This is a genomic window from Serratia surfactantfaciens (genome assembly GCF_001642805.2).
Classification (GTDB): Bacteria; Pseudomonadota; Gammaproteobacteria; order Enterobacterales; family Enterobacteriaceae; genus Serratia; species Serratia surfactantfaciens.
On sequence record NZ_CP016948.1, the window covers coordinates 3,484,123 to 3,510,044 of the forward strand.

Annotated in this window: 25 protein-coding genes; 10 read left to right on the forward strand and 15 right to left on the reverse strand. The window is 60.7% G+C overall.

Annotated features, from left to right (window positions below; genetic code table 11):
• Positions 1 to 31: 31 nt before the first annotated feature.
• The 8 genes from ATE40_RS16395 to rppH form a co-directional block, all read right to left on the reverse strand.
• A complete protein-coding gene (locus ATE40_RS16395) occupies positions 32 to 388 on the reverse strand; it encodes a prepilin-type N-terminal cleavage/methylation domain-containing protein (RefSeq protein WP_156785438.1) in 357 nt (118 codons plus the stop codon).
• Positions 378 to 824: a YgdB family protein gene (locus ATE40_RS16400; protein ID WP_063917945.1), complete on the reverse strand. Its 447-nt coding sequence runs from the start codon at positions 822 to 824 to the stop codon at positions 378 to 380. The genes ATE40_RS16395 and ATE40_RS16400 overlap by 11 nt, the downstream gene beginning before the upstream one ends.
• Positions 821 to 1,399 (reverse strand): prepilin peptidase-dependent protein, encoded by a 579-nt coding sequence (locus tag ATE40_RS16405; RefSeq protein WP_019455721.1) that lies wholly within the window; start codon positions 1,397 to 1,399, stop codon positions 821 to 823. Before ATE40_RS16405 ends, ATE40_RS16400 begins: the two co-directional genes overlap by 4 nt.
• Positions 1,393 to 1,896 carry a prepilin peptidase-dependent protein gene (locus tag ATE40_RS16410; RefSeq protein WP_019455720.1) on the reverse strand — a complete coding sequence of 168 codons (504 nt, stop codon included), beginning with the start codon at positions 1,894 to 1,896 and terminating at the stop codon, positions 1,393 to 1,395. Before ATE40_RS16410 ends, ATE40_RS16405 begins: the two co-directional genes overlap by 7 nt.
• 170 nt (positions 1,897 to 2,066) lie before the next feature.
• Positions 2,067 to 2,861, reverse strand: a complete 795-nt coding sequence (gene thyA, locus ATE40_RS16415) for a thymidylate synthase (RefSeq protein ID WP_016929918.1) — start codon at positions 2,859 to 2,861, stop codon at positions 2,067 to 2,069.
• A 7-nt stretch (positions 2,862 to 2,868) separates the two neighbouring features.
• Positions 2,869 to 3,741, reverse strand: a complete 873-nt coding sequence (gene lgt, locus ATE40_RS16420; protein ID WP_019455719.1) for a prolipoprotein diacylglyceryl transferase — start codon at positions 3,739 to 3,741, stop codon at positions 2,869 to 2,871.
• A gap of 222 nt (positions 3,742 to 3,963) precedes the next feature.
• On the reverse strand, positions 3,964 to 6,210 hold the full coding sequence (gene ptsP, locus ATE40_RS16425; RefSeq protein ID WP_019455718.1) for a phosphoenolpyruvate--protein phosphotransferase: 2,247 nt from the start codon (positions 6,208 to 6,210) through the stop codon (positions 3,964 to 3,966).
• A gap of 12 nt (positions 6,211 to 6,222) precedes the next feature.
• Complete coding sequence (gene rppH / locus ATE40_RS16430; RefSeq protein WP_025160232.1) at positions 6,223 to 6,750, reverse strand: RNA pyrophosphohydrolase; 528 nt, start codon at positions 6,748 to 6,750, stop codon at positions 6,223 to 6,225.
• Positions 6,751 to 7,446: 696 nt separating this feature from the next.
• On the opposite strand from rppH, the gene mutH reads away from it, so the two are divergent.
• The 4 genes from mutH to ATE40_RS16450 all read left to right on the forward strand — a co-directional run bounded on the left by mutH (position 7,447) and on the right by ATE40_RS16450 (position 10,572).
• The gene (mutH, locus tag ATE40_RS16435; RefSeq protein WP_019455716.1) at positions 7,447 to 8,133 is read left to right on the forward strand and encodes a DNA mismatch repair endonuclease MutH; all 687 of its coding nucleotides are present in this window, start codon (positions 7,447 to 7,449) and stop codon (positions 8,131 to 8,133) included.
• A 100-nt stretch (positions 8,134 to 8,233) separates the two neighbouring features.
• Positions 8,234 to 8,950 carry a TerC family protein gene (locus ATE40_RS16440; RefSeq protein ID WP_019455715.1) on the forward strand — a complete coding sequence of 239 codons (717 nt, stop codon included), beginning with the start codon at positions 8,234 to 8,236 and terminating at the stop codon, positions 8,948 to 8,950.
• A 156-nt stretch (positions 8,951 to 9,106) separates the two neighbouring features.
• Positions 9,107 to 9,325 (forward strand): YgdI/YgdR family lipoprotein, encoded by a 219-nt coding sequence (locus ATE40_RS16445; protein ID WP_019455714.1) that lies wholly within the window; start codon positions 9,107 to 9,109, stop codon positions 9,323 to 9,325.
• Between the two features lie 206 nt (positions 9,326 to 9,531).
• The gene (locus tag ATE40_RS16450; protein ID WP_019455713.1) at positions 9,532 to 10,572 is read left to right on the forward strand and encodes an NADP(H)-dependent aldo-keto reductase; all 1,041 of its coding nucleotides are present in this window, start codon (positions 9,532 to 9,534) and stop codon (positions 10,570 to 10,572) included.
• A 34-nt stretch (positions 10,573 to 10,606) separates the two neighbouring features.
• On the opposite strand, the gene lplT is transcribed toward ATE40_RS16450, so the two are convergent.
• From lplT to ATE40_RS16465, 3 genes are all read right to left on the reverse strand, one after another.
• Entirely contained in the window at positions 10,607 to 11,791 is a 1,185-nt protein-coding gene (gene lplT, locus ATE40_RS16455) for a lysophospholipid transporter LplT (RefSeq protein ID WP_019455712.1), read from the reverse strand.
• The gene (gene aas, locus ATE40_RS16460) at positions 11,791 to 13,944 is read right to left on the reverse strand and encodes a bifunctional acyl-ACP--phospholipid O-acyltransferase/long-chain-fatty-acid--ACP ligase (RefSeq protein WP_063917946.1); all 2,154 of its coding nucleotides are present in this window, start codon (positions 13,942 to 13,944) and stop codon (positions 11,791 to 11,793) included. Before aas ends, lplT begins: the two co-directional genes overlap by 1 nt.
• Positions 13,945 to 14,294: 350 nt before the next feature.
• Positions 14,295 to 16,553: a molybdopterin guanine dinucleotide-containing S/N-oxide reductase gene (locus ATE40_RS16465; protein WP_063917947.1), complete on the reverse strand. Its 2,259-nt coding sequence runs from the start codon at positions 16,551 to 16,553 to the stop codon at positions 14,295 to 14,297.
• A gap of 220 nt (positions 16,554 to 16,773) precedes the next feature.
• Between ATE40_RS16465 and galR the strand changes: the two genes are divergently transcribed.
• The 3 genes from galR to ATE40_RS16485 all read left to right on the forward strand — a co-directional run bounded on the left by galR (position 16,774) and on the right by ATE40_RS16485 (position 18,604).
• Positions 16,774 to 17,793, forward strand: a complete 1,020-nt coding sequence (gene galR / locus ATE40_RS16475; RefSeq protein ID WP_025160231.1) for an HTH-type transcriptional regulator GalR — start codon at positions 16,774 to 16,776, stop codon at positions 17,791 to 17,793.
• Positions 17,794 to 17,951: 158 nt separating this feature from the next.
• Complete coding sequence (locus tag ATE40_RS16480) at positions 17,952 to 18,296, forward strand: type II toxin-antitoxin system RelE/ParE family toxin (protein ID WP_033652133.1); 345 nt, start codon at positions 17,952 to 17,954, stop codon at positions 18,294 to 18,296.
• 5 nt (positions 18,297 to 18,301) lie between these two features.
• Positions 18,302 to 18,604: a helix-turn-helix domain-containing protein gene (locus ATE40_RS16485; RefSeq protein WP_025160230.1), complete on the forward strand. Its 303-nt coding sequence runs from the start codon at positions 18,302 to 18,304 to the stop codon at positions 18,602 to 18,604.
• A 27-nt stretch (positions 18,605 to 18,631) separates the two neighbouring features.
• Here the strand turns inward: ATE40_RS16485 and lysA are convergent, their stop codons facing one another.
• Entirely contained in the window at positions 18,632 to 19,894 is a 1,263-nt protein-coding gene (lysA, locus tag ATE40_RS16490) for a diaminopimelate decarboxylase (RefSeq protein ID WP_019455706.1), read from the reverse strand.
• A 134-nt stretch (positions 19,895 to 20,028) separates the two neighbouring features.
• Between lysA and ATE40_RS16495 the strand changes: the two genes are divergently transcribed.
• Positions 20,029 to 20,952 carry a LysR family transcriptional regulator gene (locus ATE40_RS16495; RefSeq protein ID WP_019455705.1) on the forward strand — a complete coding sequence of 308 codons (924 nt, stop codon included), beginning with the start codon at positions 20,029 to 20,031 and terminating at the stop codon, positions 20,950 to 20,952.
• Here the strand turns inward: ATE40_RS16495 and ATE40_RS16500 are convergent.
• Positions 20,942 to 22,096 carry an MFS transporter gene (locus ATE40_RS16500; protein ID WP_063917949.1) on the reverse strand — a complete coding sequence of 385 codons (1,155 nt, stop codon included), beginning with the start codon at positions 22,094 to 22,096 and terminating at the stop codon, positions 20,942 to 20,944. The genes ATE40_RS16495 and ATE40_RS16500 overlap by 11 nt on opposite strands.
• 317 nt (positions 22,097 to 22,413) lie before the next feature.
• Complete coding sequence (locus tag ATE40_RS16505; RefSeq protein WP_019455703.1) at positions 22,414 to 23,322, reverse strand: LysR family transcriptional regulator; 909 nt, start codon at positions 23,320 to 23,322, stop codon at positions 22,414 to 22,416.
• Positions 23,323 to 23,430: 108 nt separating this feature from the next.
• Between ATE40_RS16505 and ATE40_RS16510 the strand changes: the two genes are divergently transcribed.
• Together ATE40_RS16510 and ATE40_RS16515 are read left to right on the forward strand one after the other, a co-directional pair.
• Positions 23,431 to 24,315: an MBL fold metallo-hydrolase gene (locus ATE40_RS16510; protein WP_063917950.1), complete on the forward strand. Its 885-nt coding sequence runs from the start codon at positions 23,431 to 23,433 to the stop codon at positions 24,313 to 24,315.
• Between the two features lie 66 nt (positions 24,316 to 24,381).
• Positions 24,382 to 25,029: a DsbA family protein gene (locus tag ATE40_RS16515; RefSeq protein WP_015378930.1), complete on the forward strand. Its 648-nt coding sequence runs from the start codon at positions 24,382 to 24,384 to the stop codon at positions 25,027 to 25,029.
• Positions 25,030 to 25,057: 28 nt separating this feature from the next.
• Here the strand turns inward: ATE40_RS16515 and ATE40_RS16520 are convergent, their stop codons facing one another.
• The gene (locus ATE40_RS16520) at positions 25,058 to 25,765 is read right to left on the reverse strand and encodes a hypothetical protein (protein WP_063917951.1); all 708 of its coding nucleotides are present in this window, start codon (positions 25,763 to 25,765) and stop codon (positions 25,058 to 25,060) included.
• Between the last annotated feature and the right edge of the window lie 157 nt (positions 25,766 to 25,922).

Below are 25,922 nucleotides of genomic sequence, written 5' to 3' on the forward strand. Positions count from 1 at the left end.
AAGGCTCCTTTAAAACAAGATACGTACCGGCTCAAAAACGGGTGCAATACCAGCGGCTCAGCGTCGCCCACTGCCGCTGCGGCGTTTGTATACTGGCCGTCAATCGGCGGCACCCCACATCAGCACCCTCGAGCACCGTCTCGCGTCGCCAGCCTTCCGGCGGCGGTTCAGCATCGGGCCGCCCGGTGACGGCAAACGCTTCAAGCTGCTGGTGCGCCAATATCCAGGCTTGCCGGTAGTGCCACTGGCGCTGGAACGACTGCAACAGCACCTGATGATACTGTAACAAGCCAAGCAGCGACACCGAGAACAGCAAAGCCGCCACCAGCACCTCCGGCAAACTGAAGCCGTTGCGGGATATCCGCCGTACGCGAGCATTAGCCGTCACAGTCGGCCAGCCTTTTCTCAGGGCAAAAATCCAGCCGGCCATCGGGCTGCGCCAAGATCCTGCTGGCAACCTCCGCCCCCTCAAACGCACCCAACTGATAAAGCCATAACGGCTCACCGCCGCGCATCTCGCCCCGGCCGCGCACCATCACTACGCCCGCTCTGGCAGATAACCGGGCGCAGGCCGTCAGTTCCGCGCGTTGCCGGCATGACCAGGCCCCTGTAGCCAAATCGGCGCGTGGCCAGCGCTGGATCATGCCCCAACTCAGCGCCGAAGCGGCCTGATTGTAAGCCTGGAGGTAACGTTGCTGATCGGCCGCCAGCAACAGAGCGTTGTCCAATTGCCGATGCTGAGCATTGAGCAACATCAGCCCCAACGCCAGCAGCAACATCACCGCCGCCAGGGTGCTGCCGCCTTGCTGAGTACGCCGGTTCATGGCAACGCCGCCATCTCAACGCTCCCGTTCAGGCTGCGCCCGATACGCGCATCGCCGACAGAGCGCCCCGCCAGGCTCAAACGGGCCAACACGGCCCCGTGCTCCCCCCGTTCGATCGCCACATGAAACCGCTCAATGCGCACTTCGTCACGATCGAGCAACCGCTCCCAGCCGCCGCCATCGCATTGGTTTACGCCGCGCTGCCCTTCCAAGCCGCCATTACGCAGCCGATAACCGAAGTAGCCCGCATCTTCACCCGACGTGAGCCATTGCCCGCTGCGCGTGATGTCGTAGGCGACGATGACGCAGCTCCCCGCCGCCTCTCCCGCTGCCTGACCGATCAACAGCGGACGCCCGGCGCACTGTCCGGCGCAAAAACCGGCGCGGCGCAGGTCTTTCTCGATGTTGAACGCCAGCTGCCGCAGCGTTGACTCCAGCCGGAAATGCTGGCCGACGGCCACGTTTTGCTGGCGCAGCAGCGGGTAGGTTTTCGCCGCGCCGAGCGCGATCACGCTACCGAACACCAGTGCCAGCATCACCTCCGGCAAAGTAAAACCGCGTTCTAAGGTCAACATAGCCCGATGCCCCTTATCCGATGCCCTTCGCTGCACAAACGCAGCCTTCCCCGCGCGGACAGCACCAGCCGCAGGCCGCCAGCATCGTTACTGAGAAGAATGTGCCCCGCCTGGGCGGTATTGCGCAAACCGTAAAACCCGATCTCTTTGCCGGTGTAGCCCCTCAAAACGACGTCGGGATAAGGCGATGAAAAGACCGGCCCCTCGGCGGAAGCGCAATCCGGCGGCGGCGCACCACCGCCCAGGCACCAGGGGGCGCCGTGCTTGAACCACAGCAGCGTCGTGCGGTTGCGCCCGTTAGCCTCCGCCTGCAATCGCAGTAAAAACGCCAGCAGCTGCTGGCCGGTGTGCTCCAGCCGCAGCGCTTGCTGATGGTGGCGCCATTGGCCGACGCCCCAACCGGTGAGCATGCCGGCGATCAGGAGCGCCGCCAGCAGCTCAATCAGCGTCATGCCGCGCTGGCGATCATCGATGTTCGATAGCGTATTTTCGTTCATGCGGCCAGTGTACGGAGGACCACAAGGCGGTAAAGCCGTATGCGCAAGCCTTGCGGCAAGCTGCGCAAGGTTTTTTCTGTAGCGACAAGTGGCGACAGTAAAATGCGGCGCGCAATGCGGATAAAAAAAGGGGGCGCAATCGTGCGCCCCCTGGTGTGATGCGGTTAAGGTCAGATCGCGACCGGCGCCTTGATGGCCGGATGCGGATCGTAACCTTCGATCTCGAAGTCTTCGAAGCGGTAATCGAACAGCGAAGCCGGCTTGCGTTTGATCACCAGCTTCGGCAACGGGCGCGGTTCACGCGTCAGCTGCAGCTGAGTCTGCTCCATGTGATTGCTGTACAGGTGAGTATCGCCACCGGTCCAGACGAAGTCGCCCACTTCCAGATCGCACTGCTGCGCCATCATGTGCACCAACAGCGCATAGCTGGCGATGTTGAACGGCAGGCCAAGGAACACATCGCAGGAACGCTGGTACAGCTGGCAAGAGAGCTTGCCGTCCGCCACGTAGAACTGGAAGAACGCGTGGCACGGCGCCAGCGCCATCTGGTCCAGCTCGCCGACGTTCCAGGCGGAAACGATGATGCGGCGCGAGTCCGGATCTTGCTTCAGCTGTTGGAGCACGTTGCTCAGTTGATCGATCTGACGGCCGTCCGCCGCGCCCCAGGCGCGCCACTGTTTGCCGTAAACCGGGCCGAGATCGCCGTTTTCGTCGGCCCACTCGTCCCAAATGGTGACCTTGTTGTCACGCAGGTAGGCGATGTTGGTATCGCCGTTCAGGAACCATAACAGCTCATGAATGATCGAACGCAGGTGACATTTCTTGGTGGTCACCAACGGGAAACCTTCCTGCAAATTGAAACGCATCTGGTGGCCGAAAATCGACAACGTGCCAGTGCCGGTACGGTCGGCTTTAGGGGTGCCCTCGGCGAGCACCTTGTTCATCAAATCCAGATACTGTTTCATTTGTCCCTCACGACACTTGTTGCTGCGGGCGACGACGGTACGCCCAAATCATCATAATAACACCGGCCACCACCATTGGGATGGACAGGATCTGCCCCATGCTGATCACGCCGTCAAACAGGCCGAGCTGAGCATCCGGCTGGCGGAACGCTTCGACGATGATGCGGAATGCGCCATAACCGATCAGGAACAGGCCCGATACGGCGCCCATCGGCCGCGGCTTGCGAATGAACAGGTTCAGAATGATAAACAGCACCACGCCTTCCAGCAGCAGCTCATACAGCTGCGACGGATGGCGCGGCAGCACGCCGTACTGATTCAGCAGCGGCAGCAGGGAAGGATCGGCGGCGGCGAGAGCCACGTCTTCGCTGCGCGAGCTTGGGAACAGCATCGCCCAAGGGGTGTCGGTGGTCACGCGGCCCCATAGCTCGCCGTTGATAAAGTTGCCGAGGCGGCCGGCGCCCAAACCGAACGGAATCAAAGGCGCGATAAAATCGGAAACCTGGAAGAAGGTGCGCTTGGTGCGGCGAGCGAACCAGAACATCACCAGAATCACCCCCATCAAACCGCCGTGGAACGACATGCCGCCATCCCAGACTTTAAACAGATAGAGCGGGTTATCCAGGAACAGCGGCAGGTTGTAGAACAGCACATAGCCTACGCGGCCGCCGACGAATACGCCCAGGAAACCGGCGTAGAGCAGGTTTTCCACTTCATCTTTGGTCCAGCCGCTACCCGGCTTGTTGGCGCGGCGCACCGCCAGCCACATGGCAAAAACGAAGCCGACCAGGTACATCAGGCCGTACCAATGCAGAGAAACCGGGCCAATGGAGAAAATGACCGGATCAAATTTAGGAAACGCCAGATAGCTATTGCTCATCTATCACCACAACATGTCTGTTATTTTTCCCCATGCGGGGGCGGCAGGTGCCAAACGGCGACGCAGGTTATCCCACGCCCTTCAAGCGGCAGCGTTGACCGCTGCGGTTTGCAGGGCGACGAGCATGCGCCGCGCTGAGGTTGCGCATCATAACATAGGCTTAACGCGGTCCGGTCCGGCTGAGCGGGAAAAGTTCTGTAAAAAAATTACCGCCTGCGGCGGTTATCTGCCGCCGCGAATCAACCCGCCCATGCCGCGTCGTTCCATAAAAGCCGCCACCAAATGGCGCACTTCGGTGGTCATTTGGGTGTTCAACACCCGGTGCGCCAGCACTTCGGCGTCGGACAGCTCGATATGCCGCAGCAGGTATTTGATGCGCGCCACGCTGCGGCCGTTCATGCTCAGATTGCGGTAGCCCATGCCCACCAGCAACAGCGCGCCCATGGGATCGCCGGCCAGTTCGCCACACAGGCTAAGCTGCAACCCCGCCGCCTTCCCCTGTTCGGCGATCAGCTTAAGCACCTGCAGCATCGCGGGATGCAGGCTGTCATACAGCGAAGCCACCCGGGTGTTGTTGCGATCCACCGCCAACAGATACTGGGTTAAATCGTTGGTACCAACCGAGATGAAGTCAACGCGCCCGGCCAAATGCGGGATCAGGAAAATCATCGACGGCACTTCCAGCATCACGCCGATTTTCGGTTTCGGTATCCCGTAGCCGAGCACCTCTTCCACCTCGCGCCCGGCGCGGTCAATCAGGCGTTTGGCCTCGTCGACCTCTTCCAGGCTGGTGACCATCGGCAGCAGAATGCCCAGATTGCCGGTGCCGGCATTGGCGCGCAGCATGGCGCGAACCTGAATCAAAAAAATCTCCGGCTGATCCAGGGTGATACGGATACCGCGCCAGCCCAGACAAGGGTTCTCCTCACTGATCGGCATATAGGGCAGTTGCTTGTCGGCGCCGATGTCTAAGGTGCGCAGCGTGACCGGTTTGCTCGGGTAAAGCTGCAGCATGCCCTGGTACTGCGCGACCTGCTCCTCTTCGGAAGGGAAGCCGCTTTGCAACATGAACGGGATTTCGGTGCGGTATAGCCCCACGCCATCCACCCGGCCGCCCAACAGCTGCTCATGTTCCGGGCTGAGACCGGCGTTCAGCATCACCTGAATGCGTTCGCCGCTTTTCAGCTGCGCCGGTTGCTCGACGTCATCTTCCGCCAGTTTGCTCAGCTCCAGCTCTTCGCTGATCAGCCGCTGATATTCCTGCACCAACACCGGCTCAGGATCGACCAGCAGTTCGCCGCGATAACCGTCGACGATCAGCAGCCGTTGGCTGAGCAGAGAAGGTTGGATGTCAGCGCCCATCACCGTCGGCACCCCCATCGCCCGCACCAAAATCGCCGCATGCGAGTTGGCGGCGCCGTCGCGCACCACCACGCCGACCAGGCGATCCTGCGGCACCTCGGCCAGCAATGTCGCGGTCAGTTCATCCGCCACCAGCACGAAACGCGCCGGCCACTGGGTGGCGCCCTGAGTGGTGTCGTCGAGATGGAACAGCAGGCGCTGGCCGAGCGCGCGCAGGTCGCTGCCGCGCTCGCGCATGTAGGTGTCCTGCAATTTGGCGAACTGCTCGGCAAAGGCTTCTATCACCTGTTTCACCGCCCACTCCGCCACTGAACCGTTGTCGATTTCGGCGAACAGTTCGCGCTTGAGGCGGGCGTCGTTTAACAGGTGAGAATAAAGATCGAAGATCGCCGCGCTCTCTTTTTGCGAGCTGGCGGCAAAACGCTTGCTGAAACGGCGAAATTCCGCGCCGGCCTCTTCCAGCGCCAGCGTCAAGCGTTCGCGTTCGCTGGCGGTGTCCAGCGTCGACGCGCGGTAAACCTGATCGAGCGACGGTTGGCTGCTGTCCTGCCACCCTTCCGCTACGGCTACGCCTGGCGAGGCCGCCAGCGCGCGCACGCGCGTTTGGCGATACTGGCCGAAAATAGCATTCAACTGCGATTGTGAAAGGATCCCGGCCATCTGCGTGGCCAGAGTCACCATGAATGACTCTTCGCTTTCGTCGAACTGGCGCAGCTCACGCTGCTGCACCACCAACACCCCCAACAGCTGGCGCCGATGAATGATCGGCACCCCAAGGAAGGATCGGAAGCGATCCTCTTTCACCTGCGGAACGTATTTGAAGCTGGGGTGGCTTTGGGCATCGGCCAGGTTGATGGGCTCGGCCCGGCGGCCGACCAACCCGACGACGCCCTCGTCAAACGCCAATGCGATAGTGCGCCCGCGCGGCTTTTTCAGCCCGCGCGTGGCCATCAGGTAATAGCAGCGACGGTCATTATCCGCCAGGTAGATGGAACAGACTTCAGTGTCCATCGCCAGACAGGTTTCATTGACCAGCAGATCCAGCGCATCCGTCAGACTGGCCGCCGCGGCCACCTTCTCTACAATTTCTCGCAAGCGCGTGAGCATAGTCTGCTTAACTTAACCTCTCTTTCGGCGATAAGCGGGAGCCTGCCGCGGCGCCGCTTGCTCTTGCATCGGCATCACGGTCACGGCGAATTCTTTCATCACCCGGCGGTAGACGTCGCGTTTAAACGACACCACCTGGCGCACCGGATACCAGAAGCTCACCCAGCGCCAACCGTCGAACTCCGGCGTGCTGCTGCGCTGCATGTTGATATCAGCGTCATTGCACAGTAGCTGCAACAAAAACCATTTTTGCTTTTGGCCGATACAAACCGGCTTTGTGTCCCAACGCACCAAACGTTTCGGCAATTTATAGCGCAACCAGTTGCGGGTCGAAGCCAGGATGCGCACATCCTTTTTATTCAGCCCCACTTCTTCGAACAGCTCACGGTACATCGCCTGCTCCGCAGTTTCACCAGGGTTAATCCCACCTTGGGGAAACTGCCAGGAGTGCTGACCGTAACGGCGGGCCCATAAGACCTGCCCCTGACGATTACAGATTACGATACCAACATTCGGGCGGTAGCCATCATCATCGATCACCGGACTACCTCGATAAGCTTAAATTCGCATAGATATCCTGATTGTTTCACACAAGCTACAGGCGGTAAACCACTGCTTTACGGTGCTGCGGGCCGGATAACATTGGGATAACTCACAGATATGGGCAAAGTTATAAACATACCCCAGCATTTCAGAGCGGTTTTATTCACTTTTTCTGTGGATAGGTGTGTGCAGAACTCGAGGGATAAGCCGGTAAAACTCTCAAACCCTAAAATCGGCCTTTATCGCCAAAAACATACATTAACTTCAAAAACAAAAAGTTAACCAATGATCCGCAGTTATATACAGGGCAAAAATGTGATCTATGCACGGTAAGGATCTTACCCTGGCGAAAGATCCACCAACGCCGTTTTTATCCACAGATTATCCGGGCAAGTTACGCACAAAACGGACAAATTCGTAAAAACCCGCCCGAGTCAAGGCTGTAAATTGAACCAGTGATCGGTAAAAATTTGGGTTATCCCATAAATCTGTGGATAAATAGGTGTAAGATCCTGTTTATTGTCGGTGGCTTCAGGTGAACAAGCCCCGCACGCGCATTGCCGCTCACATCGGGAAAGAAAAAAAGTCATGTAAAATCATGCTACTATTATTCTTTTCCCCAGGCGATAGCGGCCATCGTCCGCCGTGTATAATCGCAGTACATTTTTCAACCAAATTCGACAGGCTTGATTTATGGCGTTTTTATCCCCTTTGCCGCCCCCGCCGGAAAATGAACGGCAGCTGTTCGAGCGCGCTCAGGCGCTGGCCGGCTTCAGCTTCGGCGAACTGGCCGCCCGCGCACAGTTACCGATCCCCAAGGATCTGAAACGCGATAAGGGCTGGGTGGGCATGCTGCTGGAGTTGTACCTCGGCGCCATGGCCGGCAGCAAGCCGGAGCAGGATTTTCCCGAGCTGGGCATCGAGCTGAAAACCATCCCTGTCGACGCCGCAGGCAAACCGCTGGAGACCACTTTCGTCTGCGTGGCCCCGCTCACCGGCAACAGCGGCGTTACCTGGGCCAGCAGCCACGTTCGCCACAAACTGGCGCGCGTCCTGTGGATCCCGGTTGAAGGCGAGCGCCAAATCCCGCTGGCCGAACGCCGCGTCGGTTCGCCGCTGCTGTGGAGCCCGAGCGCCGCAGAAGAAGAGAGGCTGCGCCGCGATTGGGAAGAGTTGATGGATCTGATCGTACTCGGCCACGTAGAGCACATCACCGCACGCCACGGCGAGGTGCTGCAACTGCGACCCAAAGCGGCCAACAGCAAGGCGCTCACCGAAGCCATCGGTGAGCAGGGGCAACCCATCATGACGCTGCCGCGCGGTTTCTATCTGAAAAAGGGTTTTACCGGCGCATTGCTGGCAAGACATTTCTCGATCTAAGCGATTTCGTTTAACTCTGGTTTAGCTAACCCTGTCAGCGCCACGATAAACGCGTATAATTCACGCTTTGCATTTATTAAGTATTAAGGTGTGCCGGGCAATGTTCGAATGGATTATGGATCCCAATGCCTGGTTAGCGTTAGGCACGCTAACCATTCTTGAGATCGTACTGGGTATTGATAACATCATTTTTCTGTCGCTGGTGGTGGCCAAGCTGCCTAAAGCGCAACAGAACAAAGCTCGCCGACTAGGTCTGGCCGCCGCCATGCTGATGCGTCTGGCGTTGTTGGCCTCTATCGCCTGGGTGATCCGCTTGACGCACCCGCTGTTCACCGTACTGGATCACGCCGTTTCCGCCCGCGATCTCATTCTGCTGCTGGGGGGATTGTTCCTGATCTGGAAAGCCAGCAAAGAGATCCACGAAACTATCGAAGGTTCGGAGGAAGAGCACCACACCAAGGTGCACAGCTTCTTCGGCGCTATCGTGCAGATCATGCTGCTCGATATTATCTTCAGCCTGGATTCGGTGATTACCGCCGTGGGCCTTTCCGACCACCTGTTCATCATGATGGCGGCGGTGGTGATCGCCGTCGGCGTGATGATGTTCGCCGCCCGGCCGATCGGTGAATTCGTCAATCGCCATCCGTCGGTAAAAATGCTGGCGCTGGCGTTCCTGATCCTGGTGGGCTTCACGCTGATGCTGGAAAGTTTCCAGGTGCACGTGCCGAAAGGCTACATCTACTTCGCCATGTTCTTCTCCATGTCGGTAGAAGCGCTCAATCTGATGCGCAGCAAGAAAAACCGCTCGCCGGAATAAACCCTATACGAAAGCCGCCCCCGGCGGCTTTCGTCCCTTCGTTGACCTCTCATTTCACTTTTTCTTATCAGATAAAGACTTATCTGAGACGCCCTTCGCCGAGAGTTTGCTAATCTTGAAATAACAATGTTTTCTGCACAATCGAGGATCCGCAGGATGAAAAAGTGGGTAATGGCAGTGTCTGCGCTGGTCATGGCCGCCGGTTTGGCGGGATGTTCCAGCGACTACGTAATGGCGACCAAGGATGGCAACATGATCCTGACGCAGGGCAAACCGGAGATCGACAAAGACACCGGCCTCATCAGCTATAAAGATGAAAAAGGCAATCACCGCCAGATCAACGGCGATCAGGTTTCTCAGGTTATCGAACGCTAATTACCGCTCGCCGGCTATCGCCCATTCAAGCGCGGTAGCCCTCATTCGTGTCCGCACGGAATCCGCTTCCCCCATCTTCACCGCTTGGTTATAGTCAGGAAAGGCGACATCGCCGCCCGACGGACTTCGCGCCGTCTTCTGACATTGGGCTCCTGTTTTACCGGGCCGCGCGGCCCGTCAGCGCTAACAAGAAAGGAAGGCCGTTAATGCAATACCACCGTATTCCCCACAGTTCTTTAGAAGTGAGCGTGCTGGGACTGGGCACCATGACCTTTGGCGAACAGAACAGCGAAGCCGACGCCCATGCGCAACTGGACTATGCATTGGCCGCAGGCGTGAACCTGATAGACACCGCCGAACTGTACCCGGTGCCGCCCCGCCCGGAAACCCAGGGCCTGACCGAGAGCTATATCGGCAGTTGGATCAAGGCGCGCGGCAATCGCGAAAAAATCGTCCTGGCCAGCAAAGTCTCGGGCCCGGTGCGCGGCACCGACAGCAGCATCCGTCCGCAGCAGGCGCTGGATCGAAAAAACATCCGCGCCGCGCTCGACGCCAGCCTCAAGCGGCTGAATACCGACTATCTCGATCTCTACCAATTGCACTGGCCGCAGCGCGCCACCAACTGCTTTGGCAAACTCAATTATCAATACACCGATGACAAAGCCACGGTCACGCTGCTGGAAACGCTGGAAGCGCTGACCGAACAGGTGCGCGCCGGCAAAATTCGCTACATCGGGGTTTCCAACGAAACGCCCTGGGGCGTGATGCGCTACCTGCAGCTGGCGGAGAAGCACGAGCTGCCGCGCATCGTGTCGATTCAAAACCCGTACAGCCTGCTGAACCGCAGCTTTGAGATTGGCCTGGCCGAGATCAGCCAGCACGAAGGGGTGGAGCTGCTGGCCTATTCCAGCCTGGCGTTCGGCACCCTGAGCGGTAAATACCTCAACGGCGCAAAACCGGCCGGTGCGCGCAATACGCTGTTCACCCGCTTCAACCGTTATTCAGGGCAGCAAACCCAGCTGGCGATCGCCGAATACGTGGCGCTGGCCAAAAAACATGGGTTGGATCCTTCGCAGATGGCCTTGGCCTTCGTGCGCCAACAGCCGTTCGTCGCCAGCACCCTGCTGGGCGCCACCTCGGTGGAGCAGTTGAAAATCAACCTCGGCAGCCTCGATGTGGTATTGGATGAGGACGTGCTGCAGGCGCTTGAAGAGATCCATACCCGGTTTACCATTCCGGCGCCTTAATACAGCGAGGGCGCAGCCTGCGCTGCGCCCCGTTTCACCGCCGCTGCGACCACCACAGTGCGCTAATCGCCAGCGCAAACACCACGCCAAATCCGACGCCGACGCCCACCACCGGCACGCCCAGCTTCACCACCAGCGAATACAGCGCCAACATCAGCAACATGGCGGCGTTTTCACCCAGGTTTTGCACCGCGATCGCATTGCCGGCGCCGACCGAATGCTTGCCTCGTTCCTGCAGCAGCGCATTGAGCGGCACTACGAAGAAGCCCCCCAGCATGCCGATGATCGCCAACAAGACATAGGCATTGAGCATGGTGGTTTGCAGCGCGAATACCGCGACCGCGACGCCGATCAGGATCCCGGCCGGCATACAGCGCTTCACCGTCTTCAGCGTAATGAAACGCGCGGCACCGCCAGCGCCCACCACGATGCCGACGGCCACCATGGCGTTCAGCAGCGTCGGCGTGGCGTTATCGGCGATGCCGAGCGCCACCGGCACCCACAGCACCAGCAGAAAACGCAGCGTCACGCCGGCACCCCAAAACAGGCTGGTGCCGATCAGGGAGAAACGCGTCTGCCCATCGCGCCATAGCGTAACGCAGGCGGTAAAGAAGCTGTTCGTCATGGCCCGCGGGCGCCAGGAGGCCCCCGGGCGCGCCGCCGCCAGACGCGGAATATACAGGTTGGCAACCACCGCCCCCGCGTAAACCAAGGCGCAGGCCGCCAGCGCCGCCACCACATGCCAATCCGCCAGCATGCCGCCGGCCACCGAGCCGGTCAGAATGGCGGCAATGGTCGAGGCTTCCATCAGGCCGTTAGCCTTGACCAGCTTCTCGCCGCTGGTGATCTCGCCCAGAATGCCGTATTTGGCCGGTGAATATGCGGCAGCGCCTACCCCGACCAGGCTGTAGCCGAGGAACGGGTTGAACCCAAAGCAGATCACCAACGCCCCCGCCAGTTTCAGGGCGTTGGCGAACATCATCACCCGCCCTTTGGCGAAGCTGTCGGCGACCTGGCCGACGAACGGCGCAAGAATGATGTAGGTGGCGACAAAGGCCATCTGCAGGATCGGCTGGCTCCAGTCCGGATAAAGCTGCTGTTTGATCAGAGCCAGCGTGGCGAACAGCAACGCATTGTCGCCGAACGCCGAGAGGAACTGCGCGCTGATCACAGCGATCATGCCGCGTGACAACAAAGGGGACTCGGTCGAAGGATTCATCAGGCACTCTCCGGCTGTTCGGCCATGTGACGCAGGGTGACGAAATCGGGTTTGCCGCTGCCCAGCACCGGCAACGTTTTCAGCAGGCGGATATCACGTGGCACCGCCAGCTCCGGGCTGCCCAGTTCACGCGCCACCCGCAGCAACGCCTCGCGGGTGATGGCGGGATCGGTGGTGAACAGCACCAAGGCCTCGCCTTTGCTGCTGTCGCTTTTGACCGTGGCGGCATGCAATTTTTCCGGCGACAGCCGCTGCGCCAGCAGTTCGACGCTCTCCAGCGACACCATCTCGCCCGCCAGCTTGGCGAAGCGCTTCACGCGCCCGCGAATGGTGCAGTAGCCCTGCTCATCCAGGCTGACGATATCGCCGGTGTCGTACCAGCCCGGCTGCAGCACGCCGTTGGCATCTTCCGCCGCCGGCGGCTCCAGTTCGCCGGGGCGCTCAACCCGCAGATAGCCTTTCATGATATTCGGCCCCTTCAGCTGCAGGCGGCCGCCGTTATCGATCCCCGGCACCGCGATCAGACGCGCCTCCATCTGCGGCATGATGCGGCCGACGGTGCCTACCTTGGTCGCCAGCGGCACGTTGATCGACACCACCGGCGCGCACTCGGTTACGCCATAGCCTTCCAGGATGCGAATGCCGTATTTATCCTGATAGATCTGTTTGGTGCTGTCCGCCAGTTTCTCTGCGCCAGCCACCACGTAGCGCAGGCGGGCAAAATCATACGGATGGGCGAAGCGCGCATAGTTGTTGAGGAAGGTCGCCGTGCCGAACAACACCGTGCAGTTGCGGTCATATACCAGCTCCGGCACCACGCGATAATGCAGCGGGCTGGGGTAGAGAAAAATGCGGCTGCCTGTGAGAAGCGGCGTCAGCAGCCCCACCGTCAGGCCAAACGAATGGAATAACGGCAGCGAGGACATGAAGCGGTCGCGCGGCGTGAAATCGGCAATGGTGCGGATTTGTTCTACGTTGGCCAGCAGGCTGGCATGCGAATGCACCACGCCCTTGGGGTGGCCTTCAGAACCTGAAGTGAACAGGATCAGCGCCGCATCCTCCGGGCGTTGCGGCAACACCGCGCGCTGCGGCTGCAGCAAATGCCGCAGGATCCACAGCTTGTCCGCCAGCGTGACGGTGTCTTTCAGATCTTCCAGATACACCCAGTTGGCCTGCGTCACCTGCTCCGGCAGGTGGGTCAGCTTGCCCTTTTCCAGAAACTGACGCGAGGTGACGATGGTCTTGATGCCGGCGGCGAGCATCGCGCTGTTCAGGCCGTTGGCGCCGGCGGTGTAGTTGAGCATCGCCGGAATACGGTTGCGCAGCGAAGCGCCGAAGATCGCCGCCGCGGTGATGGTGGCATTCGGCAACAGCAGCCCGACGTGCTCCCCTTCGGCGGTAAAGCGCTGCAGAATGCGGCTGACGCCCAGCGATTTCTTGATCAGCGTCTGGTAACTGTCTTCTTTGAAAGCGATGTCTTCGATGCAGGGCTTGCGGCGCCCGTAGCGGTGCTGCGCCGCCAGCAAGGCATGGAACAGGGTCTGCGGTTCACGCGTATCCATCCGCGCCCGCATCATGATCTGCATCAGGCGATCGCCCGCCAGCGCACGGCGTTCGCGCGCACGCGGCGCCTCCGGCATCGGCAGCGTGGTCGGCGGCAAGATGCGGATGCTGATTCGCGGGAACCAGCGGATCTTGAACACCCCGGCCATGCGGCCGAACGGACTGAATTCGGGGCCGTCGATCCGCACCGGAACCACAGTGGCGCCCGATTTGGCGGCAATAAACGCCGCGCCGTCGTAAATTTTCATCAGCGCGCCGGTCACGGTGATGCGCCCTTCAGGGAACACCACGATCGGCCGCCCCTGTTCGACCATGCGCACCAGCTGCTTGATGGCCATCGGCTTGGTGGGGTCGAGCGAGACAAAATCGATGTAAGGCCGCAGCCAGCGCATAAACCAGCTCTCGCCGATGCTGGCGTAAACCGCAAACACCGGTTTAATCGGCAGGAACAGCGCCAACAGCACGCCGTCAAGAAAAGAGACGTGGTTCGGTGTAATCAGCAGTTTTTGCCGATCGAAGTGCTGGACGTCCCCTTCGACCCGTACCCGAAACAACAGGCGAAACAGCGCGCGCAGCAGTGAAAATATCATGCCCTTCTCCCTTGGCCATGGAGGCGTAAATCGTTGTAGGGAAAAGAATACTATATGGCGGGCAAAAAAAAACCTACGCATCCGCGTAGGTTGGTGCAATTGAAAATGGCTTCAGCATGCAAGGCACGCTGATTTCTCACCAATCAATACCTCTGGGATCACCTACTCTAGAGAGATGCCGTGCAGGAAACTACCGCCGAATCGCAAGAGTTCTGCTCCAAATGCAACCAGCTGTAAATTTCCCGCGACCGGCTGTAATAACTCAATGAAACTTAAACCTTCACGGCGACCAAAAGATAAATAATCGCCGCGGAGCCCCCTCTCCAGGTACGCGATCGGGCGCGCCTCGCTCAGCGAGCGCTAACCTCCACCAGACAGCTCATGGCATTCGGCCCCTGCGTCAGCGGCGAGGTGCCGATATCCAGCGTCAGCACGTTCGGGTTGCCCGCCTGTTCAATCGGTTGACGCTGCGCGCCAACGCCCGGATCGAACCAGGCGCCGGTCGCCATCAGCACCACCCCACGCGTTACACCGTCGGTCAGCGATACCCCCGCCAGGCAACCGCCGCGCGCGTTGCTGACCAGCACTTCGGCGCCGTCCAGCACACCGCGCGGCGCGGCGTCGTCCGGATGCATATACAGGGTTTCGCGTCCGGCGGTTTTGTTCCCCTGCGCCAGCGGCGCCGGATCCATCTGGCTGTGCAGACGATCGCTCGGTTGGATGGAGATCAGATGCAGCGGCCAGTTTTTGGCCTGCGGCGCCCCCAACCACTCCACCGGCGGTTGCCACTGTGGATGCGGGGCGAAATCCTGATAGCGATAACCGGCGATCCGCTCGCTGAACAGTTCAATCTTGCCGCTGGGCGTTTGCAACGGATTGGCCTGCGGATCGGCGCGGAACGCGTCGAAAAACACAAACTCTTTGGCGGGCGCGGGCAGTTCGACATAGCTCTGCCGCCAAAACGCCTCAAACTCCGGCCAGGCGACGCCGGCGCGCTGCTGCGCTACGCCGCATTGCCGGTAGATCTCTTCGATCCAGGCCCGTTCGTCGCGGTTCTCGGTGAAGCGTTCGCGATAGCCGAGACGCTCCGCCAGATCGGCGAAGATATCGAAATCGTTGCGCGCCTGGTGCTGCGGCGCAATGGCCTGATGCATCGCCAGCACGTAGCGATCGCGCGACGAGCCGCCGATATCGTTACGCTCCAGCGAACTGGTGACCGGCAGCACGATGTCCGCCATCTTGGCCGCCGCCGTCCACCAGATATCCTGGACGATCACCGTGTCCGGCTTCTGCCAGCCCTCCACCAGCCGATTCAACTGCTGATGATGATGGAATGGGTTGCCGCCGGCCCAGTGCACCAAATGAATATCCGGGTAGTGCCGCGTCTCGCCGCAAAATTGATAGGCTTCGCCGGGGTGCAGCAGCATATCGCAGATGCGCGCCACCGGGATCGCCAGCCCGGCCGGGTTGTCCCCGACCGGCATGGTCGGCGCGGGCGTGTCCACGCGCGGGTTGCCGACGCCGTTCATCGAACCGTGGCCGAACGAGAAACCGCCGCCCGGCAACCCCACCTGCCCCAGCATCGCCGACAGTGCGATCATCATCCAATAGGGTTGCTCGCCGCGGTGCGCGCGCTGCACCGAGTAAGAACAGGTGATGAAACTGCGCACGCCGATCAGCTGCCGCGCCAACAGCGCGATGCGGGCTGCCGGAATGCCGGTGATAGCGCTGGCCCAGACGGGGGTTTTCGCCACGCCGTCGCCGGCGCCGTTCAGGTAATCCGCCAGCTGCTGATAACCCACGCAGTGGCTATGCAGGAAGGCTTCGTCCTGAGCGCCCAGCCGTTGAATTTCGTAAGCCAGCGCCAACATCAGCGCCACGTCGGTATTCGGCCGGATCGGGATCCATTCCGCATTGACGAACTCGGGGCAATCGTCGCGCATCGGGCTGATGTTGATCACCGGCGTGCCCTTGCGCGCCAGCTTTTGCAGCCAGGGCTTGAGCGCATGCTCCGCCGCGCCGCCGGAAGAGACCTGGGCGTTTTTCAGCGCCAGCCCGCCGAACGCCACAAACAGTTCGCAGTGTTCCACCACGCTCGGCCAGCTGGTGACCCGGCCGGTGAGCGGCGAGAAAGTGCCGATCACATACGGCAGGAAGAACTGCGCCGCGCCCCAGCTGTAGTTGCCCTGCTGATCGACGCCGCCGCCGCCGCTGAAGTAGAACCGCCGCACCAGCGAACGCGCATGGTGCAGTCGCCCGGCCGATGACCAACCGTATGAGCCGGTAAACAGCCCGGAAGCGCCGTAACGGTCGCGCACCCGACGGTTTTCCTCCGCCACCAGATCGAGCGCCAAATCCCAGTCCACCTCGATGAAATCTTCTCTGCCGCGCAGCGTGCGATCGCTGCCTTCGCGCTTTTGCAGCCACGAACGGCGCACCGCCGGCTTGCGGATGCGCTTGTCGGAATAAACCATCGGCGCGATGGAATCGAGCAGCGGCGAAGGGTCAGGATCGTCGACGAAGGGTTCACAACGGATAAGCCGGCCGTCTTCAACCACGGCGGTATAGGCGCCCCAATGGGCGAGCTGCGGATAGCGTTTAATGGACATGGCGTTCTCGGCGCAAATCGGAATCCACAGACGTTACCTCAGCCTGTCGCCAGCGCCAACGTACAAATTGCGCTATCGTTCGGCCGGTGGTGGTTATGCGCGCAGCCACGAAGAGATTCTGCAACGGCCGCCACAAGTTGCGCACGACACCGCTTGCAGCCTCGGTTTTTTTCCGCAAGACTGGGGGATGTAAGCGATTACCCAGGATGTGTTGACTGATATGGCTACGATAAAGGATGTTGCCAGGCTGGCGGGTGTTTCCGTGGCCACGGTATCCCGCGTGATAAACCATTCCCCCAAGGCCAGCGAAGGATCGCGCACCGCGGTGCTGGCCGCCATGGAACAGCTGCAGTATCACCCCAACGCCAACGCGCGGGCGCTGGCGCAGCAATCCACCGAGACGCTGGGCCTGATCGTCTCCGACGTTTCCGATCCCTTTTTCGGCGCGATGGTCAAAGCGGTCGAACAGGTGGCCTACGCCACCCGCAATTTTCTGCTGATTGGCAACGGTTACCACGACGCCGAAAAAGAGCGCCAGGCGATAGAACAGCTGGTGCGGCACCGCTGCGAAGCCCTGGTGGTGCACGCCAAAAGGCTGAGCGATCGGGAGCTTTGCGACTGGATGCAACAAATCCCCGGCATGGTGCTGATCAACCGCACGCTGCCGGGTTTTGAAGCGCGCTGCGTGGCGCTCGACGATCGCTACGGCGCCTGGTTGGCGACCCGCCATCTGATCCAGCAAGGGCATCAGCGCATTGCCATCATCTGCTCCACCCACCAGATTTCCGACGCCACCGATCGCCTGCAAGGCTATCTCGACGCGCTGCAAGAGCATGGCATTGCGGTGGATGAAAAGCTGATCGCCTACGGCGAGCCGGACGAGATCGGCGGCGAACAGGCGATGACCGAGCTGCTCGGCCGCGGCCGCTCGTTCTCTGCCATCACCTGCTACAACGATCCGATGGCCGCCGGCGCGCTGTCAGTACTGAGCGATAACAGCGTCGACGTGCCGGGGCAAATTTCGCTGATCGGTTTCGATGACGTGCTGATTTCGCGCTATCTGCGGCCCCGCCTGACCACCATTCGCTACCCGATCGTGGCGATGGCCACCCAGGCGGCTGAGCTGGCGCTGGCGCTGGCCAATCGGCAGCCGCTGCCGGAAGTCACCAACATGTTCAGCCCGACGCTGGTGCGCCGCCACTCGGTCGCCACCCTCAACAACGCGCACGAACAGCCGTAATGACATCGCTGCATGGGTGAGCCGTCACCCATGCGTTCATATTGCGCAGCCCTCCGCATTTCCCGACTGTTGATTTTTTCCGCTCCCTGCGTTCGTGCATATTGTTCGAATAATAATCTTTACACTATATAGCATAAACGCTATATTCGGAGCGAATCATGTGGCAAGTGGTGACCGTCGAACGGTTCGACGACTGGTTTTTAGCGCTGAACAACGCCCAGCAAACCAGCATCCTGGCGGCGATCTTCAAATTACAGACGTTCGGCCCGCAGTTGGCGCGGCCGCACGCCGATACGCTGCATTTTTCCGACGCGGCCCGGCAGTTGAAGGAGCTGCGCGTTCAACATCGCGGGCGCCCTTTCAGAGTGTTTTTCGCTTTTGACCCACAGCGGCAAGCGGTGCTGTTGTGCGGTGGCGATAAAACCGGCGACAAGCGCTTTTACCAGCGCATGTTGCCCATCGCCGCCATGGAGTTTTCACATTATCTGGCCACCCGGAGGTAGTGCAGATGGCTAAACCTTTATCCCAATTGATCGACAAGCTCGATCCCGCCGTCGTTAGCGCAGCCAGGCAAAAAGCGGACAAGGAAATTTTCGAGCTGCGGCTGGCGATGCTGCGGGAAGAGCTGGCGGTCTCTCAGGTTGAATTGGCGAAGCGGCTCGGCATCAGCCAACCCTCCGTCGCCAATTTGGAAAAGCGCGGCAGCGAAATAAAACTGTCGTCACTCAAACGCTATATCGAGGCTATGGGCGGCACGCTGTCGCTGGACGTGCAATTGCCCAATGGCCAGCACCGCCGCATGACGCTGTGAAGCGGGCGCCAGGCGCCCGCCCGCTTATCAGATAAGCTCCAGCGCGATCAGCTCTTCGATGGTTTGGCGGCGGCGGATCAAACGCGGTTCGCCGTTTTCGAACAGCACTTCAGGCAACAGCGGACGGCTGTTGTAGTTGGAAGACATCGACGCGCCGTAGGCGCCGGTATCGTGGAACACCAGGTAATCGCCGATCTGCACCGGCGGCAGCTCGCGGGTTTCCACGCCGCCGCCCGCCTGCTGGGTGAACACGTCGCCGGATTCGCACAGCGGCCCGGCGATCACCGTTTCGCGCAGCGGCTTCCCCGACGTGTCGCGGCCATCGGCCGGCAACAGCGAAATATGGTGGTAGCTGCCGTACATCGCCGGCCGCATCAGATCGTTAAAGCCGGCGTCCACCAGCACGAAGTGGCGGCTGCCCATGTCTTTCACCGCCCGCACTTCGGCCACCAGCACGCCTGCCTCCGCCATCAGGAAGCGCCCGGGTTCAATCTCCAGCTGCACCGGGTGCCCCAAATGCGCGGCGATACGCTCACGCGCCCGGTTCCACAAACCGAAATAGTGCTCGGTATCGATCGCTTCTTCGCCGTACTGATAGGGGATAGACAGGCCGCCGCCGGCAGAAATGGCGCTGATGTCATGGCCGAGATCGATCACCTGCTGCACCATCGCGTCGCAAACTCGCTCCAGATGCTGGTAATCGACGCCGGAACCGATATGCATATGCACGCCGACAAGCTTCAGGCCGTAGCGGCGGATCTTCTCCACCGCCTGCGGCAGATCGGCATACCAGATGCCGTGCTTGCTGTTCTCGCCACCGGTGTTGGTTTTCTGGCTGTGGCCGTGGCCAAATCCCGGATTAATGCGCAGCCACACCGGGTGCCCCGCAGAAGCCTGACCGAGTTGATCCAGCATGTCGATGGAACCGGCGTTGACCGGGATCTTCAATTCGCTGACGCGCGCCAGCGTGGCGTGATCCAGCACGTCTGCGGTAAAGACGATCTCGCTCGGTTCGCCGCCCGGCTGAAAACCGGCCTGCAGCGCCCGCTCGATTTCACCCAGCGATACCGAATCCACCTTCACGCCCTGCTCGCGCATCAAGCGCAAAATATGAATGTTCGAACAGGCCTTCTGCGCGAAGCGGATGGTGTCGAAGTGGCGCAGCTGAGCGATGCGCTGGCTGATGATGTCGGCATCATAGGCCCAGACCGGGCAACCGAAACGCTGCGGCAAGGCCAGCAGGTTAGCGGCGTTCAACGCGGTGGAGGTGTCGTGCAACGGGCGTGGCATGGCGATATTCCCAATTCGAAAGTAACGGCGGATAAAGCCATAGTGCCGCACGCTGAATCGACTGGAAAATATCTATTTAGCCGTAGTCTATTCATTTATGATATGGCTTTCTTCCCCAGCCGAGCAGCCTCGCCATGCACAACATCTCTTTGCGACAGATCGAAATCTTTCGGGCGGTGATGACCACCGGCAACCTGACCGAAGCGGCGGCCCTGCTGCAAACCTCGCAACCGACCGTCAGCCGCGAGCTAGCGCGCTTTGAGAAGCTGATCCGGCTGCAGCTGTTCGACCGGGTGCGGGGGCGTTTGTCCCCTACCGTGCAGGGGCTGCGGCTGTTTGAAGAAGTGCAACGCTCCTATTACGGCCTCGATCGCATCGTCAACGCCGCCGCCGGCATTCGCCAGTTTCAGCAGGCGCAGCTGTCGATCCTGTGCCTGCCGGTATTTTCTCAATCGCTGCTGCCGGCGGTGTGTCGGCCCTTTATCGAACGTTATCCGGAAGTCAGCTTCAGCGTGATCCCGCAGGAGTCACCGCTGTTGGAGGAGTGGCTGTCGGCCCAGCGCCACGACCTTGGGCTGACGGAAACCGCCCTGACGCCGGCGGGTACCGAGCGAATGACGCTGATGACGTTGAACGAAGTCTGCGTGCTGCCGGCGGGTCACCCTTTATCGGCGAAAGACCAGCTGACGCCGCAGGATTTCGCCGGGCAAAACTTTATCAGCCTGTCGAGCACCGACAGCTATCGTCACTTGCTGGATGCGCTGTTCGCCGAACAGGGCGTCGAACGGCGCATGGTGATGGAGACCCACAGCGCAGCATCGGTGTGCGCCATGGTGAGGGCCGGCGTGGGCGTATCGATCGTCAACCCGTTGACGGCGCTCGACTATGCCGGCAGCGGGGTGCACGTGCGGCCGTTCAGCATCGAGGTACCGTTCACCGTCAGCCTGATCCGGCCGCTGCATCGCCCTTCTTCTGCGCTGGTCACGGCCTTTATCGACCATCTGCATCAGCAGGCGGCCGGTTTCCCCGCTCGGCTCGACGCGGCGATCAGGCGTTAGCCGGGCGCTTGGCGCGTTTAAAGGTCACCAGGCACAGCAGCAGCCCCAGCAGCGCTATCGCCGCCGCCGCCAGAGGAACGCGGGTCAATCCCAGCCCCTGCGCAATCACCGCTCCGCCTACCCACGCGCCGAGTGCGTTGCCGACGTTAAACGCCGCAATATTCAGTGTGGAAACCAGATTCGGCGCTTTCTTGCCGTAAGTCACCACGTTGATCTGCAGCGCCGGCACCGCGGCGAAAGCGGCGGCGGCCCACAGGAACAGGGTCATTTCCGCCGGCACCAGCGCATGGCTGGTCCAGTGGAACAAGGCGGCGAACAGCGCAATGGCCAGGAAAGTGCAGCTGAGCGTCAGCGCCAACCGCCAGTCAGCCAAGCGGCCGCCAACGATATTGCCCACCGTCAGGCCTACGCCCATCAGCAGCAGCGTCCAGCTTACGCCGCTCGCCGAGACACCGGTCACTTCGGTCAGCAACGGCGCGATATAGGTGAACAGCGCAAACATTGAGGCAGCGAACGCCACCGTCATCAGCAGCGACAGCCAAATGCCGCCGCCGCGCAACGCCGCCAGCTCTTTTTTCAGATCGGTCGGCGCCTCATCTTTTAACGCAGGCAGCTTGGCATACAGCGCCAACAACGACAGCACGCCGATCAGCGCCACCGCCCAGAAGGTGGAACGCCAGCCCAGCGCCTGCCCCAAGGCGGTGCCGAGCGGCACGCCCAGCACGTTGGCCAGCGTCAGGCCGGTGAACATCAAGGCCACCGCCGAAGCCCGTCGGTTGGGTGCCACCAGATTGGCGGCCACCACGGCGCCGATGCCGAAAAACGCGCCGTGGCACAGTGCGGTGATGATGCGCGCCAGCATCAGGAAGTTATAGCTGTATCCCAACGCGCACATCACATTGCCGATGATGAAGATCACCATCAGCAGCAGCAGCGTATTCTTGCGCGGCAGTTTGGCGGTCAACAGCGCCATGATCGGCGCGCCAATCGCCACGCCCAACGCATAGCCGCTGATCAGCCAGCCGGCCGACGGGATCGACACCTGCAGATCCCCCGCCACGTCGGGCAGCAGCCCCATGATGACGAATTCGGTGGTGCCGATGGCAAATGCACTTAATGCCAGTGCGAGCAAAGAAACAGGCATGGGTAACGCTCCCGGTCAACACAGCCCGGCGTCAGGCGCTCAGGGCTATTCAATAAACAAGCATAATCCCGGGCCACCCGCAGGGCGGCCCGAACAAGCGGGGTCAGATGAGATGTTCCAAGCGGAGGGATAATGCTTAACCCTATAATTAATAAGTTTTATTCTCGCTTTTCGCCCCACAGAAATAGCACGCGGCGCAGAGCGAAGACCAGCAGAGACAGGCGGACAGCGCACAAATCATTCAGCGCTGGGCGCTAAGCGCTTGAATGCGCTGACGATGAAAAATGTGTGCAAATGTTACCGCATTGTTAATTTCATCAGCGCAGCGTCGCCTGCCACTGCGGATCGCTGGCGAACCACTCCACCAGAAAGTCCAGCATGGTGCGCAGGGTAGCGGGCATTTGTCGACGTGAAGTGTAGATGCCGTAGATGCCCATCGACTGCGGCCGATAGCCCGGCAACAGTTCCACCAGCTCGCCGCTGGCCAGCAGCGGCGCCGCCGAATAATAGGGCTGCATGGAAATGCCTGCGCCCTGCACCGTGCCGGCCATCAACACCACCGACTCATTGGCGCTCAGGTTACCGCTGACCGCCACCGCCGATTTCACCCCCTGCGCGTCGAAATGCCACAGGCTTTTGCCGAAATAGGAGTAGGTCAGACAGTTGTGCAACGCCAGATCCTGTGGCTGACGCGGCGTGCCGTGCGCCGCCAGATAAGCCGGCGCGGCGCACACCACCGACGCGCAGCTGGACAGCGGCCGGGCGATCAGATTGGGATCCAGCTCATTGGTGATGCGTAGCGCCAGATCGATGCGTTCCTCCACCAGATTCACCGCCCGGTTGTTCATCTGCAGATCGACCGCCACCTGCGGGTGACGCTTCAGATATTGAGCGACGGCCCCCACCAGCGCCGTTTGCCCCAGCGACTGCGAACAGGTGATGCGCAGCAGGCCACGCAGCTCATCGCTCTGCCCTTCCTCCACCAGATCGATCTCCCCCGCCAACGCCAACATTTGCCGACATCGCTCAAGAGTGCGCTCACCGGCGTCGGTCAGACTAAGCTTACGGGTAGTGCGATGCAGTAAACGCGCTCCGGCCCATTGCTCCATTTGCGCCAGATAGCGCGTCACCATCGCACGTGACATCTCCAGCGTTTCCGCGGCGGCGATCATGCTGCCGCGATCGACGATGGTGACAAAAACCTCAGCGGCGGTAATGCGATCCATGATTAGTCCGATTTATGCAACGAATAATTGCTTATTATCCGGTTTTTCTATCGCTTTATGCAACCTAACATCATTACAACATTAACCGATACCTAAGGACCTCTGCCCATGTTTAAGAAATCACTGTTAACTCTGGCCTTCACCGGCGTCGCCACCCTGAGCGCTTACGCCACCGCTGCCGACACCCTGACCATGGAAGTGTATAACCCGGGCGAGAAAAGCGTGTTCCCGGTGTCTTCCGAGATCGTCAGCGGCAAACACGAAGTGGCGCTGATCGACGCTCAGTTCCAGCGCAACGATGCCGAAGAGCTGGTGAAAAAGATCAAGGCGACCGGCAAAAAACTGACCACCGTCTACATCAGCCATTCGGATCCGGATTTCTACTTCGGTCTGGACGTGATTAAGGCCGCCTTCCCGGAGGCGAAAATCATCGCTTCGCCGGGCACCATCAAGGACATCAACGCCACCAAAGACGGCAAAGTCGCCTACTGGGGCCCAATCCTGAAAGACAACGCGCCTAAAACCGTGATCGTGCCGCAGCCGCTGCAGGGCGACAGCTTCACCATCGACGGCCAAAAAGTGGAAGTGAAAGGTCTGAACGGCCCGACTCCCGATCGCACCTTCGTCTGGATCCCGGCGCTGAAAGCGGTAGTGGGCGGTGTCGCGGTCGCCGGGGACAATATCCATCCGTGGATCGCCGACAACCAGAGCGTGGAATCGCGCCAGCACTGGCAGCAGACGCTGAAAAACATCGAAGCGCTGAAGCCGCAGGTCGTCGTGCCGGGCCACTTCCTGCCGGGTGCAGCGCAGACGCTGGCATCGGTGCATTTCACTCAGAAATACCTGACCACGCTGGAAGCCGAGCTGCCTAAGGCCAAGGATTCCACCGCGCTGATTGAAGCGATGAAAAAGCACTACCCGACGCTGAAAGACGAATCGAGTCTGGAACTGAGCGCGAAAGTGCTGAAAGGCGAGATGAAGTGGCCGCAATAAGCGCCCGAGCGTGATTGAACCAGTCCTGGCGCGGCGGCGAACCGCCGCGCCAGGCGAGGAGCTAAGATGACCGAAACCACTTTGCATTACATTTTCGATCCGCTGTGCGGTTGGTGCTACGGCGCCGCGCCGCTGGTGAAAGCGGCTCAGAGCCTCCCAGGGCTCAAGGTCGTGCCGCACGCCGGCGGCATGATGACCGGCAACAACCGCCGTCAGATTACCGACGAATGGCGCAACTACGTCATTCCGCACGACAAACGCATCGCCGAAATGACGGGCCAGCCGTTCGGTGAAGCCTATTTCAACGGTCTGCTGCGCGACACCACGGCGGTGATGGATTCCGAGCCGCCGATCACCGCTATCCTGGCGGCGGAAAAGCTGGCGGGGCGCGGGTTAGACATGTTGCACCGCATTCAGCAGGCGCACTATCAGGAAGGCCGTCGCATCGCCGACACGCCGGTGCTGGAAGCGTTGGCGAAAGAGCTGGGATTGCCTTCGGCGGCGTTTATCGCCGAAATGCGCTTCAACAGCGGCGCGCCGACCGCGCAACATATCGCGGAAAGCCGGGCGCTGCTGGCCAAAGTGCAAGGCCAGGGCTTCCCGACCTTTGCACTGCAGGATAGTGATGGCCGCCTGCATCTGCTGCCGGCCGGCAATTATCTGGGCAATGTGGAAGCCTGGAAGAATCTGCTGGGCGCCGCCGCCCTGGCGTAACCCTGCTCGCCCCGGTCGTCGGGGCGGGTCATTCTACCCGCACGAACCGCCCTTCCGCCCGCACGTTGTGACCGAACCCGCAATCGCCCCGCGTGTGCATTTCCAACGCTTGCTCGCCGAACTCCATCGTCACGTCGCAGACCTGCGCGCTGTCCGACTCGTGCTGGTGGTAGACGGCCTTGCCGTGTGCGATCGGCAGCTCCGCGGAAAAGTCCCCCATGTTCGGCCCGTAATACAGCCCCATCTGCGGCATCGCGTAGCCGGAAAAATCGATCAGCCAGTGCTCGCCCTGCGGCTTAACCACCACTTCACTCCACACGCCGCGCCCGGCGTATTGCCAATACACGCCGCCCGGCCCCTGCGGCTGCGGCCGCTGCGCCAGACGTTGACGCAACAGGCTCAGGTTGTGCTGCGATTTATCGTCGTGCGGTGCCAGCGCCAGATAGGCCTGCGCCTTGAGCAATTCGCCGGCGTGCATCAGCGACAGCGCCACGTTGTTGTAAGCCGTGGCAACCGCCTGCTCGCTCAGGCCGCAAAATTCGCTCCAGGCCGCCTGATCGCGAAAGATGTCGGCGGCTTTGGCGTAATCCTGCCGCTGATAGGCCTTTTTTCCCAGTTCGGCGTAGCTCGCCACCTTTTGGCAGTCGGCAGCAATGTCCGGCTCGTCAATGTGCGCCCAGGCCCGGACGCTGGCGAAGACGCCGCAGGTCAGCAACAGGGGAAACCAAGCCTTCATCGTTTATCCTTTCTGCAAAAATTCGGCGCCAGTATAACCGCCCGGCGCCGGAGTGTATGCCGCAATTGCGATCGCCTGCATGGCCGCCGGCGATTCAACCGTATTATTTCAAACGGTTAGCGGAGTCAAAACTGCTTACAGTCACGGTTTGTTTGTT

Coding starts and splice junctions, on each gene's coding strand:
- ATE40_RS16495 (WP_019455705.1), top strand. CDS start 20,029: ATGCACAACATCTCTTTGCGACAGATCGAAATCTTTCGGGCGGTGATG.
- ATE40_RS16505 (WP_019455703.1), bottom strand. CDS start 23,322: ATGGATCGCATTACCGCCGCTGAGGTTTTTGTCACCATCGTCGATCGC.
- ATE40_RS16440 (WP_019455715.1), top strand. CDS start 8,234: ATGTTCGAATGGATTATGGATCCCAATGCCTGGTTAGCGTTAGGCACG.
- lgt (WP_019455719.1), bottom strand. CDS start 3,741: ATGAGCAATAGCTATCTGGCGTTTCCTAAATTTGATCCGGTCATTTTC.
- ATE40_RS16410 (WP_019455720.1), bottom strand. CDS start 1,896: ATGAACGAAAATACGCTATCGAACATCGATGATCGCCAGCGCGGCATG.
- ATE40_RS16405 (WP_019455721.1), bottom strand. CDS start 1,399: ATGTTGACCTTAGAACGCGGTTTTACTTTGCCGGAGGTGATGCTGGCA.
- ATE40_RS16450 (WP_019455713.1), top strand. CDS start 9,532: ATGCAATACCACCGTATTCCCCACAGTTCTTTAGAAGTGAGCGTGCTG.
- aas (WP_063917946.1), bottom strand. CDS start 13,944: ATGATATTTTCACTGCTGCGCGCGCTGTTTCGCCTGTTGTTTCGGGTA.
- lysA (WP_019455706.1), bottom strand. CDS start 19,894: ATGCCACGCCCGTTGCACGACACCTCCACCGCGTTGAACGCCGCTAAC.
- mutH (WP_019455716.1), top strand. CDS start 7,447: ATGGCGTTTTTATCCCCTTTGCCGCCCCCGCCGGAAAATGAACGGCAG.
- ATE40_RS16510 (WP_063917950.1), top strand. CDS start 23,431: ATGTTTAAGAAATCACTGTTAACTCTGGCCTTCACCGGCGTCGCCACC.
- ATE40_RS16480 (WP_033652133.1), top strand. CDS start 17,952: ATGTGGCAAGTGGTGACCGTCGAACGGTTCGACGACTGGTTTTTAGCG.
- ATE40_RS16445 (WP_019455714.1), top strand. CDS start 9,107: ATGAAAAAGTGGGTAATGGCAGTGTCTGCGCTGGTCATGGCCGCCGGT.
- ATE40_RS16520 (WP_063917951.1), bottom strand. CDS start 25,765: ATGAAGGCTTGGTTTCCCCTGTTGCTGACCTGCGGCGTCTTCGCCAGC.
- ATE40_RS16485 (WP_025160230.1), top strand. CDS start 18,302: ATGGCTAAACCTTTATCCCAATTGATCGACAAGCTCGATCCCGCCGTC.
- ATE40_RS16465 (WP_063917947.1), bottom strand. CDS start 16,553: ATGTCCATTAAACGCTATCCGCAGCTCGCCCATTGGGGCGCCTATACC.
- ATE40_RS16500 (WP_063917949.1), bottom strand. CDS start 22,096: ATGCCTGTTTCTTTGCTCGCACTGGCATTAAGTGCATTTGCCATCGGC.
- galR (WP_025160231.1), top strand. CDS start 16,774: ATGGCTACGATAAAGGATGTTGCCAGGCTGGCGGGTGTTTCCGTGGCC.
- ptsP (WP_019455718.1), bottom strand. CDS start 6,210: ATGCTCACGCGCTTGCGAGAAATTGTAGAGAAGGTGGCCGCGGCGGCC.
- thyA (WP_016929918.1), bottom strand. CDS start 2,861: ATGAAACAGTATCTGGATTTGATGAACAAGGTGCTCGCCGAGGGCACC.
- ATE40_RS16400 (WP_063917945.1), bottom strand. CDS start 824: ATGAACCGGCGTACTCAGCAAGGCGGCAGCACCCTGGCGGCGGTGATG.
- lplT (WP_019455712.1), bottom strand. CDS start 11,791: ATGAATCCTTCGACCGAGTCCCCTTTGTTGTCACGCGGCATGATCGCT.
- ATE40_RS16515 (WP_015378930.1), top strand. CDS start 24,382: ATGACCGAAACCACTTTGCATTACATTTTCGATCCGCTGTGCGGTTGG.